This window comes from Paenibacillus sp. FSL L8-0502, assembly GCF_038593055.1.
Lineage (GTDB): Bacteria > Bacillota > Bacilli > Paenibacillales > Paenibacillaceae > Paenibacillus > Paenibacillus polymyxa_D.
This window is the reverse complement of the sequence record NZ_CP151958.1, coordinates 4,081,545-4,094,449: the sequence shown is the minus strand read 5'-3', so window position 1 is coordinate 4,094,449 and position 12,905 is coordinate 4,081,545. Positions and strand designations below refer to the sequence as shown.

7 protein-coding genes and 2 pseudogenes are annotated in these 12,905 nt (G+C 38.8%); 4 read left to right on the top strand and 5 right to left on the bottom strand.

Features of this window, described 5'->3' with window-relative positions:
- Window positions 1-165 precede the first annotated feature (165 nt).
- Entirely contained in the window at window positions 166-1,290 is a 1,125-nt protein-coding gene (locus tag NSQ57_RS17795) for a serine hydrolase (RefSeq protein ID WP_340956448.1), read from the top strand.
- Window positions 1,291-1,644: 354 nt separating this feature from the next.
- Here NSQ57_RS17795 and NSQ57_RS17790 read toward each other — a convergent pair whose 3' ends face one another.
- Window positions 1,645-2,004 carry a putative zinc-binding protein gene (locus NSQ57_RS17790; RefSeq protein WP_013311396.1) on the bottom strand — a complete coding sequence of 120 codons (360 nt, stop codon included), beginning with the start codon at window positions 2,002-2,004 and terminating at the stop codon, window positions 1,645-1,647.
- 813 nt (window positions 2,005-2,817) lie between these two features.
- Here NSQ57_RS17790 and nfi point away from each other — a divergent pair.
- Complete coding sequence (gene nfi, locus NSQ57_RS17785; protein ID WP_340956445.1) at window positions 2,818-3,495, top strand: deoxyribonuclease V; 678 nt, start codon at window positions 2,818-2,820, stop codon at window positions 3,493-3,495.
- Between the two features lie 122 nt (window positions 3,496-3,617).
- On the opposite strand, the gene NSQ57_RS17780 is transcribed toward nfi, so the two are convergent.
- Window positions 3,618-4,091 (bottom strand): toxin-antitoxin system YwqK family antitoxin, encoded by a 474-nt coding sequence (locus NSQ57_RS17780; protein WP_340956443.1) that lies wholly within the window; start codon window positions 4,089-4,091, stop codon window positions 3,618-3,620.
- Window positions 4,081-7,071, bottom strand: coding sequence for a YwqJ-related putative deaminase (locus NSQ57_RS17775; RefSeq protein WP_342425104.1), 2,991 nt, complete (start codon window positions 7,069-7,071; stop codon window positions 4,081-4,083). The genes NSQ57_RS17780 and NSQ57_RS17775 overlap by 11 nt, the downstream gene beginning before the upstream one ends.
- Window positions 7,072-7,496: 425 nt before the next feature.
- On the opposite strand from NSQ57_RS17775, the gene NSQ57_RS17770 reads away from it, so the two are divergent.
- Window positions 7,497-7,919 carry a GNAT family protein gene (locus NSQ57_RS17770; protein ID WP_342425103.1) on the top strand — a complete coding sequence of 141 codons (423 nt, stop codon included), beginning with the start codon at window positions 7,497-7,499 and terminating at the stop codon, window positions 7,917-7,919.
- A 943-nt stretch (window positions 7,920-8,862) separates the two neighbouring features.
- Here the strand turns inward: NSQ57_RS17770 and NSQ57_RS17765 are convergent.
- Window positions 8,863-9,114: pseudogene (locus tag NSQ57_RS17765) on the bottom strand (phenolic acid decarboxylase); the annotation flags it as partial.
- Window positions 9,115-9,314: 200 nt separating this feature from the next.
- Here NSQ57_RS17765 and NSQ57_RS17760 point away from each other — a divergent pair.
- Window positions 9,315-11,555, top strand: coding sequence for a right-handed parallel beta-helix repeat-containing protein (locus NSQ57_RS17760; protein WP_342425102.1), 2,241 nt, complete (start codon window positions 9,315-9,317; stop codon window positions 11,553-11,555).
- 445 nt (window positions 11,556-12,000) lie between these two features.
- Here NSQ57_RS17760 and NSQ57_RS17755 read toward each other — a convergent pair.
- A pseudogene (locus NSQ57_RS17755) lies at window positions 12,001-12,830 on the bottom strand (methyltransferase domain-containing protein).
- Window positions 12,831-12,905 lie beyond the last annotated feature (75 nt).

Genomic DNA, 12,905 nt, shown 5'->3' with positions numbered 1-12,905 from the left:
TACCGTATCTTTGGTGGGCGGTTCCCTTTATAATCATTTTCAAAAAAAATGGGTATATGTGGTTATTTGTATGATTACTAGCTTCTAAAAGAAAAGTGATTCCCGTGGGGAACTGTGACGGCTTATGTGAACTTCAGTCTAAGCGTGTCCATTAAGGAGCAAAGTATGAAAATAATTTTATTAATAGTAGCTATAATTTTAATATTTGTTCTCATATGTATCCTGTTTTTGCTCATTGCGAAGCGCCAAAATAATAAGAAAACAGAAATGGATGTTCTGAACTTTTTAAAGGAAAATCCGAGTAAAGCATCTTTGTATATGGTCAGAAATGGTATGGAGAAAATCAGCTATAACTCAGAAGTTAAAATGCCGCTTGCCAGCACGGTCAAAGTGATCATTGCTATCGAATTTGCTCGCCAAGTTGTGGCGAAAATATTAGACGAGCAGGAACTTGTTCCTTTAGAGGAATTAAATAAATTTTATATCCCTGGTTCCGATGGTAACGCTCATCATAACTGGATTCAATCCATTCGCACAAACCATAAAGAGGTTCAAGGAAAAATTACGTTATTGGATATTACTCACGGTATGTTAGCATATAGTTCCAATGCCAATACAGAATTTCTGATGGCGAAAATGGGTTTGGATAAGATAAATGAGAATATTATCAAACTCTCACTTTCTTCCCATGATAAAATCTTTCCTTTTTCATCTGCGGGATTCATGTCTCCTTATACCCAAGAGACCGAAAACATAGGCTTTAAAGAGTCGATACAAAAGATAAGTGAGATGAGCTACGAGGAATATATGAAAAAATCTATTGAAATTCATCAGATTTTAAATCGTGATCAGGGGATAGAATGTATTCAGAAATGGAACACCAGGCAGAATTATGTACGAAAGCTTCAAGTGCTGGAATCGCGCAAGCTTCCTCGTTCAACGACTAAAGAATATGCTTACCTCATGAAGCTCATACACAAGGAGGAGTTGGTTCCTTCTACTATAAATCCATATTTAAAAATGCTAATTCAGCGACAAGTAGATAACTCCAAGTTAATAGAGTTTGGAAACAAAGGTGGATCTACCATTTCTGTTCTAACAGAGGCTTTATATTGTACGGATCGGGAAGGAAATGACATTCAACTAGCCATGTTTATTCAAGATGATTCTGGGGTGGATCATATTTGGCTCAAGCAGAAGCTGGATTTGTTTTTTTACAAATTATTAACGGATACTGCATTTCAAGAAGAGGTAAGAAGCAAATTATCATATGATAAGGGAAGAAATTGAATGTTTTTTTATTTTGTAAAAATTCTGCTGATTCCGCTTATACTTTACTGTATCATGGCTTACTTTCCATTTAAAAACCGTATTTCGTGTCTCTTTATGGTTTATTAGCGATATATCAAGTATTTATTTGTATTTTATCTAGTATTTCATACATTATATCCACTCCTTTAGAACGACGGTTTGAGAATTTGTGTACCAGGTATTTTAAATTGTGAGACAAATTCATTTAAACATTCAAAAATTATTCTCCTTATTAAAAAGATGTTGCTGTATAAAAATAATACTGGTGACCCTTAAAGATGTGTTAGGAGCCACCAGTAAAAATTCGATACACACTTTTATTTTGATTAAGAATTATTGTCCAATTTGTTCTAAGATTTGTGTGTAAGCATTCCTATAATGATCGGGGTTAGGATCTTCTCCTATTATCTTGGGTACGTCAAAGTCAGACAGCAGGAAATGGTGTTTGGGTTGAACTTCATGTCTTGCTAAGCAACTCTTGCAACAGGACAAGGGACAGCCGTCAATTGCAATGATGTCACGTCCCGATTTTGCTGTTCTGACAAGCGGTTTGACATCACCACCAACACCAGCAATACAGGACATTTCAGCAACTTTTTCTCGATCCATTTGTATAGCGATCATGTTAGCGGTTTGTGCTGCGGAGGAACATCCAGAACATGAATAGACAAGAGGTAAATCAGTTCTTTTCATCTTTGTACACTCCCTTGTTTTTTCTTTGTGATCCATCACGGTATCTTTGGTTTTAGATGAAATAAAATTTAAATTATTTATATTTTAACTTAAATTTACAGTCTAAACCGTGATCGTGATCACGACATTATTTTGAAAAATCTATTATAGGGCTAACTGTGTATATACAATTCAGCGAGATCCCCATTTTCAACTTATTTTTTCTAATAGAGAATTAGCCTTATCTAAATATAAATCTGGATCATCATTCTTAATCACCATTAAAATTTCTTGCAATAGAAAATAGGCGCTTGTTAAGTTGTTTTATGTCTAGTTTGTTGCTGTGAACGACTGCTTTTAAAATGTAAACCTAAAAAATCTTAGGATAATGCGTTCAATAGGCTAGAGAATATTTGTGGAGTGTATGACGGGAAGGATCGAGCGAATCTCGTATTTTTCTCCTTCCATATAGATGATTGCTTATCCTGACTTAGCTAATATCCTGTGAGTCTTTCCATTCGGATTAACGTAATTATTCTAGCCCCCTGGAAATTTCCCCAGTTTTTCTTGAAAATTTCTGGCATTTATTTAATAATATCAGGATGATACACAATGAAGAGTGAGACATCATATTTTTGGACTGTCATCTCATGAGCAGTGTCATAATCCATCCCTTTTTTCATTATTGTTGATTCGGAAAATCACACAACCATTTTTGTACCAAGGTCTAATGTTGTGTATGTTGGTATATAATCATCCAGTTTTTGTACATTTTTAACATACCTCATTTTTCATAAATTTTGATTCTAATATTCTAAAAATGGAGAAAACAAAATGGAACCAGTCTTAAAGCATAATTGGGATTTAGCTGAAACGGAAGCGATAAAATTACAACAGGAGTTATCTAAAAAAGTTACAAAAGAGGATGAATTGCCTGAAATTCATTACGTGGCTGGGGTAGACGTGGCATATAGTGAACAAAGTGATTTATTAGTTGCGGCAATCGTTATTTTAGAGGCAAACTCTTTAAATATAGTGGAATCAGTAGTAGTTGAAGATTCTGTGCAATTCCCTTATATCTCCGGATTGTTTTCATTCAGGGAGCTACCATCTATAGTTAAAGCATTTAAACAAATAAAGACCTTTCCTCAGCTTGTAGTTTGCGATGGTCAAGGAATTGCTCATCCTAGACGATTTGGATTAGCCAGTCACTTAGGAGTAATCTTTGATATTCCTACAATTGGCTGTGGCAAAACGAAGCTATTGGGGGATTTCCAAGAACCATCTCAAGAAAGAGGTGCATGTTCATTATTAGTGGATCGTGAGGAAATCATCGGAAGTGTATTAAGAACCCAAGAAAACATTAAACCTCTTTTTGTATCGGTAGGTCATCGTATTTCATTAGAAACAGCCTGCAATTGGATTCTAAAGCTCTCTCCACGTTATCGCTTACCAGAAACAACTCGACAAGCTGACCAACTGGTGAAAAAAGTTTTATCAAAGATATATTAATAGCCTAATTAGCTTTATCTTGATGGGCTGAACGCCCATCAAGATAAAGCTAATTTTGTACATAGTGATCAACTGATATAGCAACCGAAATTCGGAGAAGATAAATACTTTTAAGAATTATTCTAGTCTCTTCCTAATTTACTATTCAGCTTTCTTTCGGTTAATAAATAATTAAAAATCTCACTTGTTTCTTGTAACTTGCTAGACTTAATCAAATTGTGTTTATCGTCCCATTCCTGATAACTTAACTCCACCCCCAACTCATGTTCGCTTACCGATTTAAGTTGTCCATTCTCATACCATTGAGTCCTTTTTCCTTTCGTCTGACCATAATGCATAATCTCTTCAGATTTTCTCTCCCCGGTATTATAAAACTCTCGAAGTAATCCATGTTTAAAACCATCTTTATAAAAACTAAAATATCTTAATTGACCGTTATTGTATAATTCATAGGTTAATCCTGTAAAAGGGGTTCCACCCTCGTCTTCAGGGTTGTCCAAAATTTCATCACTAGTAGAAGAAAACCACAAGTCTTCAAAATCTACCCCATTTTTTTTGACATAATCCAAAGTATATAATTCATCTTTATTTTCCATGATTATGTTTCAAAACCTCCGGTATAAAATTCGTTCCCTGTGTTATATATTCGCAATGAGGGCAACGTGGCATAGGGGTCCCTATAGGCATTTTTTTATTTATTTTTCTGGCAGAAATAACAAAGAGCATAAAATCAGATAATTTGGCATCTGGCCTTTTCAATAGAGCTCTGTTCAAGGCTTTTACTTCTGCATGAGATCCTGCTCCAGCCGTCTTTATATATTCTTCCTTTATCTTTGCAGGCATATTAGTAATTCTTTCGTTAATTATTTTATGCTGTTTCGCAGGTAGATCTCCTTTAGGGTTATTAATATCAAAATAGTACTGCCCTGTTTTCTTATCTAATACCCCTGCTAAGGCTGGGCCTAATTCACTTTTACTTAATCCTGTATTCTTTACCCTGTCTAGTTCCTCGTGCACTGCTCCCCTCAAATTAATTCGTTGATGAAGTTCAGTAGAACTCAGTTTACCATATTTAGCTCTTAGTTCCTCTAAACGGCTTTGTTTAGGCACTCCCCCACTTTTGGGTGGTTCAATAGGTTTTGAAGAAGCAGGCTTTACGATTCCTGGTTCTTCAACAATAGATACTGGAGCTTTAATTGATTTAGAAGGTATCTTTATATTCCTGCCAAATTTAGCACCGTATAAACTTCCAACCATTTGAAATTCAGAGAATACGCTACTTACAATAATCGCATTTGCCTGCCATTTTGGTATTTCTTCACCTGTCCAATAGTTTTTTCCTTCTTTAGCTGCTTTAATTTGTTCTACGAAAATATCCACATTTTCTGGTTCGTGATGTAATTTGATTTCTCCATTTTTGATAGCTTCATTATAGGCAAGAGAAGCTTGTGCAGCTTTCTGATCGGTAACTCCATTTTTACTGAGGACCCACATAGTACCCATAAATTTTTTATCATACTCATCAAAATTATAGGATACTTTGGCTTTTTCAGCTGCCATGTAGCTGTCATAATTGGCTCTCCAGCGTTGTCTCAGATCTCCAGGTACCTGTTGATACGCATGAACCATGGCATTAGACTCTTTTAGCAGGTTCTGAATCAGCTCTAGTGGGCCACCAGAATGCGCTATATGACGCGCACTCGTAAACACTTTCCCTAAAATCCACTTGCTATAGTAGGCTTGTCTCGCTTGGTCGTGTTCATACTGGTTAATCAATCCTTGGAGTGCTAGACCAGCCAAGTGTTTCAACGGATGAATACCGTTCCCCTTACCGCCTCCAATCGTAGGAGTTCCTTTGCTACGAACGGGGATCATTGCGGTTGCTTTCAGAATGACACCCGCCGCAGGCCCACCTAAAGCTCCCGCAACAACGCCAGCCACTTTGCCCATCACTGGAATGGAGCCTAATAGCTTGGACACCGTACCCAACAAAGAGTTCGCTTGTTGAAGTGCAGCCGGACTTGTTACTTTGGCTGTAGGAGTGCTGCTTGGTGATGTCTCAGCTGCTGATGGAGCTTGCGCCGCCTCGTATGCTTTGATGCTCATCAATGGTGGCTCAGGCACAGGAGGGAGGTCGGCTACGAAAACAGGTGCCTTCACCGTTCCTTCCTGATAAATCACTGGAGCTTTGGTATCCGTCTCACCATCCAGTACCATGCTGCTGGCTCCACCTTTTAAGTATAGCGCCGTGCCAGCTTCGAGTGATAGTTCCTCGCCTGCACCCAGCTTCACATGACCACCCTGAATCTGCACATTCCCCGGACTGTCGATGGTAATGCCGCTACTTTCATGCAGTGTAATGGAAAATTCACCGGAGGTGGATAGGGTCAGTTCATGTTCAGACATTTCTACGCCGCTACCTTGGATATGTTGCCATACCTTAACATTCGGCCTTCCATTTGCGTGGCGTTGTTGTCGGAGCGAATCCGTGACATAGGCATCCTGTTCGCGGTGGGTAGGCAAATACAGTTCCACCTGTTCCCCGCTCTCAGGCATATCGTACCAGCCACTGTGTTCTTCCGCGACATAACGGGTGGCTACGGGAAACCAGCAGGCTTTGGCAGGATCTTGCTTCGGGTCAATGTCCAGTTGAAGCTGTACAAAATCCTGTTGTACCTTGAGCACCGTTCCTGTCAGTGAAATCCCGGTGGCCTGGTCGTTTTCATACCGGGCATACCGGATATCCTGTTCGGCTTGAAGATCATAGCGAGTACGTAGTAAGCCATCCGTTAGTGTGGTCACGGCCCGAACGACGACCAGTTCTTTACCTTGTCCAATCGGTAACGTGATGAGGTCGCCCAGCGCATAGTATTGCAGGCTTTCGATCATATAGGTGACATATGAGCCAGCACGTTCGCCTGGCTTTTTCCCATCCAACTCATGAAACGTTTTTCGTACTCGATAAAATACATCTCGCTCCACCTTATGCTGCTTGCCTTCTGGCATCCCGAAGAAAACCTTGGGTGAGCCTGCGGTTACCTCTGGCACGAGTACGGAACCAAAGCGAGAAGCGAGACGTTTTAAAAACGCCCAATCGGTCTCATCATATTGTAAAACAAATGTCTCTAGTTTGGCATAGTTGCTTACTGTATCAATGGCATCTCCATATTGATATTTTCGAACCAGTGCAGTGACCAGATCATCATAGGTGCGGTGAATATCTTGGTAGGAGCGTCTTTTACGTTTGATATCCATCTGGTGCGAATGGGAAGCGGCCTCCAGTTCAAATGTATATACGCCTCGCACACAGTGTACGGACATACGTGTAACAATTCCATGGAACAGCCTTCTCAGCGATTGTCCCTGATCATTCAACTGACGAATCACAATCGACTCTTGCTCCATATTTTGATCAATACAAGCCGCTCCCTGTTCTTCGGAGAGCATCCCACTGATATGTAAAAAGGCATGATCATTAATGGCGCGTGTTATTTGAAGTTGTTCGATGTGTAATGGCTGAAAGGGACCATAAAAGCGTAGGCTTTCATATCCGATCCCATCTGATAATACGCTCAAGTGAGTTCATGTCTCCTTTCTAGATGCGATGGGTATTTCTAAGTAAAGCACGTCTTCTTGAAATTGCTTTTGATTAAAGAAGCCGCAGATGAGTATAACAGTGAGTCAATATAAATATGTATAACAAGGTTTGTACGCTAAAAAGGGACGAGAGGCGATATTTAATAAACAACCCAACATATGTATTTATCGGTTAAAAGAGAGATTTAGTTTACAGAATGACCCATCGGTTGGGGGATTTGCTATGTGTATTTTTGGAGGCAGTTGATACGGGAGGGAAGTGTAACATGAGTTAATATGGAAATATAGTGATACGCCACATGGTTTGCCATTATGATGCATTTTCGTGTTGGCAAATCAGTTACCTAAAACCAAAATGGTGGCCTGTCCAAACGATCTAAATTTAAAAATAATGGAGTGATAGAATGATAAGGGGACTTGTGCTTTTAAATAGTGGGAATATTGAAGATTACTTACCAGACTTATATGATTGGAGTCTTACTAAAACCGAAAAAGAGCAACATACTTGCCGACCCATAATCGAACTTCCTCCATATAACAATTATAAAGAGAATGTACTGAAAAGGCTTGCAAATGGGCAATTAATATATATCTTGGTTGATAAAAGTAACAGTAATAAGCGGATAGGAAAGATACAGCTTTTTGACTATAATTCTCGAAATAAAAGTGCCGAGATCGGATACTACTTGCCTCTAAAACATAGAAAACAAGGATATGCGAATGTATTGCTAGAGCTATTTATAGATACCATTTTTGAACGTAAGGATTTGGAGTTGAACAAAATTTATGCAACGGTTGCAGCATGTAATCAAGCTTCTATAAAATGATTAGAAAAATTCCATTTTAAGCTGGAAGGGACTTATCGAGAGCATTACTGGTTTAGTGATGGTTCGGTATGCGATCAATATCATTATTCTTTGCTAAAAAGAGAGCATGCTAGCTTAGCTGAAAAAGAAAAAGAAGGAAATTGAACTATTATTTTTAAAATGGAACGAGTTAATTTCAAGTAAATCCGTTTCATCCTCTCGACACACGTTGAGGCCGTAGTAAAGCTATGTCGAGTCGATATATAGAGGTGCTTAATTGTAGCTTCCTATGTCCTTTACGAGCTGGGGAAAAGTCTATAGAAATAAGGTATGGCACAACAAAATAAATGTTTCGATTTTTTTGGATTTAAAGTGGTTGGACACATCCGATGTATCTAACTGAAAATGTGAGTATTCAAGAGAGCGTCCCTAGTTTGGCGTTCTTTTCTTTGTACGCTACCTGTAAGAATTCCTCATTCAATAAGGTTATTCCCTTCTGTGACGTGCAATCAACTTGCTGTGGTGCAATTACTTTAAATAAATACGGATGCAGGGAAGGTGAACCCCTTGGATAAATTTAAAGATCTGGAGAAATTGATTAAACTTACCGAAGAGACTTTCTGAGATGGATATTGTGAACAGACCTGAATTCTCGGAATGGGAGGATAAGCATCATTACAAGCAAGCATTGGAGAATGAAGCTTTGTACTGACAGGGCATGAAGGACGGAGCACAGTTTGTATATGTTGTATTAGAGATGATGCTTCATGATGAAAAAGAGAAAGAAGAATAGCCAATGGAGATTAGATGGTTATAGAGAACATTAAAAAAGATGCTGGGCACCTACCAATCTGGTCATACCCCTGTCAAGTAGACAGGGTATGACCAGGTTGGTAGGTGTTTTAATTTGTCTTACGTTATGAGACACAGGCTCAGGCTTTTCAGTTCAATTCGTCTTGATTGACTATGCTTGCAACTTACCCGCACGAATATCATCTGTCATGCCCGCGTAAGGTGCCTGGGCAATCAACTTCTCGTTGTTCACACCTGCATTTTCAATGAAAGTAATATATGCGAATTCAGGAACTACATGCTTCGGATAAGTCTCATACTTTTCACGCGATTCTTCCATCAGAGGGATGAAATCAATTTGATAGCGTACTTTAATCTCTGGATGCTCATGCACCCATTTCGGAAAGAAAATAATACCATGCATGGTCAATGAAATGGCTGGATGGGTTCAGTATCGGAGAAGCTTCGCCGAAAGAATCATAAACTTTAAGTCGGTATAAGTCGATTAAATAATTAAGGGCTTATATATACACAAATTTCTATATTAGAACATACCTAGCAGTGAACTTAAGCCCAGGCATAGAAGCCGTATCTAAAAATAGAATTCATTCCAGGAGGTAAGCTATGAATAAGAGAACAGGCTTTAGATTTTTAGTTGTAATTATGATGATTTATGTATTTACTTTTAATCTGGGTGTGGAAACTGTAAAGGCAAATTCCGTATATTATGTTTCTACAACGGGGAATGACATCACTGGAACCGGTACACTATCAAATCCATGGAAAACCATACAAAAGGCAGCAGATACCATGAAAACCGGAGATACCTGCATCATACGAGGTGGTACATACCGAGAAACAGTAACACTTCATACTTCCGGAACTTCTGCAAAACCCATAAACTTTGAGGCTTATACAGGAGAGAACGTAACGGTATCCGGTGCCGATCCGGTTACTGGCTGGAAAAATTACTCCGGATCCATCTATTATGCGGAAATGAAGGGTTCCCTTGGAACAAAAAATCAGATATTTGTTAATAAGCAAATGCAATTTGAAGCCAGATGGCCCAATTCACCAACACTTGATCCCTTAAATTTAACATATGCAACAGTTGATTCCGGTTCCACTACAACCATCAAGGATGGGGACTTAACTCAGCCACCTGGATACTGGGTTGGCAAAACGGTTTGGAGTGTTCCGGGAACAGGCTACAAATCTTATAAAAGTACCATTACCAGTTCAAGTGACGGCTCCATTACCTTTGATCAAATAGATACTGCAGCGACAGGCGGTAACAGCTATTATATTACTGGTAATCTTAAAGATCTTGACAGTGCGGGAGAATGGTATTATGACAGCATTACTGGCAGACTTTATTTATGGGCACCTGGTGGAGTTGATCCGAATACTTTGACAGTAGAAGCAAAGAAGCGGACTTATGCATTTGATTTAAGTTCCCGATCTTACATAAATATTACCGGAATTAATATCTTTGCCTCCAGCATTAAAATGTCGAATTCTAATTACTGTAAAGTTTCTAATATGATTGCGGAATATGTCAGTCATGATTCGGATGTTACCAGACAATACAGTACAGGGATATTTATGTCCGGTACCAATAATGAGCTTAGAGACAGTACTTTGACCTACAGTTCCGGTAATCTGGTGAGTATAGAGGGAACAGGAAATAAGGTAATTAATAATCTTATTCATGAAGCAAATTATTCGGCAGCGGATATTCCGGCAATCTATCTATTGGGGGCAAACCATCTAATCAGTCATAATACGGTATATAACGCTGGGCGTCATCTGATATTTATGCCTACCCAAAACAGCCAGATACAATATAATAATCTGTACAATGCAGGAAAGCTGACAAAAGACTGCGGAATACTCTATGAATTTGCCTGGGATGGGCAAGGGACGGTAATTCATCATAATTACATCCATGATAATCTGGCAAAGAATTATTCCGGCACTGGTATCTATCTGGATAACGGTAGCAAGGGCTATATTGTGCATCATAATGTTGTATGGGGAAACTATACAGGGATAAGATTGAATACACCCAGTAATTTTAACCTGATTTATAACAATACCACCTACAGTAACGGAAATGTAGGATATTGGGGAAGTAATTTTCAGTCAGATATGTACGGCGACAGAATTTTCAACAATATCTTTACTACTACCTTTACACTGCCTGGTACTCATATAGAGGGAAATAATATTACCTCAGAAACCAATCCGTTATTTGTGAATCCCACAGCATATGATTTCAGGTTGCAGTCTACTTCTCCAGCTATTAATGCAGGGGTTGTAATATCTGGAATCACGAATGATTATGTTGGTGCGGCACCGGATATTGGAGCATATGAGTTCGGTGGAACTGACTGGACTGCCGGGCATGATTTTTCTTCACCTCCGGACCCGGTTTTTGAGAGTGTCGGCTTACTTTATGTTAATAACGTAAGGCAATCTGATTTCGAGAAAGGGATAATCTCACCATGGGCAGCAACATATTCAGATACTGCTGCAAGTGTATCGGTACCAAGAAGCGGCTCTAAGAGTGTTAGATTGGGACCCGGAGAAGATGGTATCGAGCAGGTACTTACGGGGCTAAGTCCTAATACCAGCTATATGTGTACCGCCTGGGTTAAGGCAGACATAGGAGAGCGGATTCAGATTGGCGTTAATGGCTTTGAAGGAACGGATGCATCCGCAACATCTGACAGTACATCCTGGACAATGGTAAACATTCCTTTTACAACCGGAGCAGGCGCTACCAGGGCAACAGTGTATGCTTACAAGAATCCTGGTACAGCATATGTTTATGTGGATGATTTTGGGGTAGTTGAGCAATAAATTATTTTACTGGTTTTATGTTTGACAGGATTGTCAGAAAGTCAGAAAAACCAAGACTGCCTTGGGGCAGATGGATCAGGAGGGACACTTTCAGTAGAAAATAAAAAAAGAAAGACATAAAGACTCTGATCTATAAACGATAGATTTTCCACCAAGGGGCGATCAGGCCTTAGGGTCATCATTTTTGTACACTCAAGGCATGTGGAGTGCGTGGTCGTAATATGTCGAGATAGGAAGCAGTGATGAACGAGGGTTTAAGAGCAACTTGAATATGTTCCTGCATTCAAAAAAGTCTTTAGGGTTGAGTGCGGGAATATATTTTATTCACATAAATTGGTTACGCGGAATCCATGTGCTGTTAGTACGGAAGATTATTAGCGATATACTTGCTTAAAAGTAAAGAGGGGAGAATCCCTCTTTTTGTTGATTTAAAATAGTAGCATCTTTAGCCTAATGAGGTTATCTTTTGTGCAATAATTTTAGTCATGGCATGTTTGTGAGGAATGCCTGACGAGTTACAGTCGAAAATAACTTCCGAACTATCTTCAATGAACCAGTCGTGATAATGTGTAAGCAGTTCACCAGAGTACCACTTATATGCATTAGGTTCTTTTTCAGGTGGTGGAGCAATAAACGGCTTGTTTACAAACACATTAAAGATATGCAAGCCGTTTGGATTTGTATACTGCTTATAATTTTCAAATATTTCTTTGCGGAATTCCGGTTTTATGTAGTGTAGGACACCACTTGAAAAGATTACGTCAAAATGTGTATCCAAACGATAATCTAAAATATCTGCCTTGAATACATTAACATGAACACCGATTTTTTCAGCAAGTTTCTTAGTTTTCTCTATACCTGCGTCCGAAACATCAAATGCAGTGACATCATATCCATTTCTAGCAAAAAATACGGCGTCTTTTCCCTCACCACATCCAATATCCAATAATTTTATGTGTTTATTGGGGGGCATAAACTGCAAAACCTGATAACACACTTTATTAGGTGCAGTACCCCAGTAATATTCTTGCGTTTTATATTCTTCCTCGTAAATGGTAATCGTTTTATCCTGTGATACATACCCAAGAAGCTTGTCTATGCTTACTTCTAAAGTTCTTGATAACTGAGGTAGTAACGATATATCAGGCATTGTATAAGCATTTCCCACTTGGAAACGGCTTGAAATGAAAGTCCAAGTATTTTTGCGAGTTCTTCTTGTGTAAGTCCTCTTTCTTTGCGGTATATGCTTATGTTTCTTGCTAATTTTTCCTTCATAAATTCTCACACTCCTTTATGTAATCCAATTCTATTTGAGTTTGTTGGTACGAACAATAACCTCATATTTGATTT

Coding starts and splice junctions, on each gene's coding strand:
- NSQ57_RS17795 (WP_340956448.1), top strand. CDS start 166: ATGAAAATAATTTTATTAATAGTAGCTATAATTTTAATATTTGTTCTC.
- NSQ57_RS17790 (WP_013311396.1), bottom strand. CDS start 2,004: ATGAAAAGAACTGATTTACCTCTTGTCTATTCATGTTCTGGATGTTCC.
- nfi (WP_340956445.1), top strand. CDS start 2,818: ATGGAACCAGTCTTAAAGCATAATTGGGATTTAGCTGAAACGGAAGCG.
- NSQ57_RS17780 (WP_340956443.1), bottom strand. CDS start 4,091: ATGGAAAATAAAGATGAATTATATACTTTGGATTATGTCAAAAAAAAT.
- NSQ57_RS17770 (WP_342425103.1), top strand. CDS start 7,497: ATGATAAGGGGACTTGTGCTTTTAAATAGTGGGAATATTGAAGATTAC.
- NSQ57_RS17760 (WP_342425102.1), top strand. CDS start 9,315: ATGAATAAGAGAACAGGCTTTAGATTTTTAGTTGTAATTATGATGATT.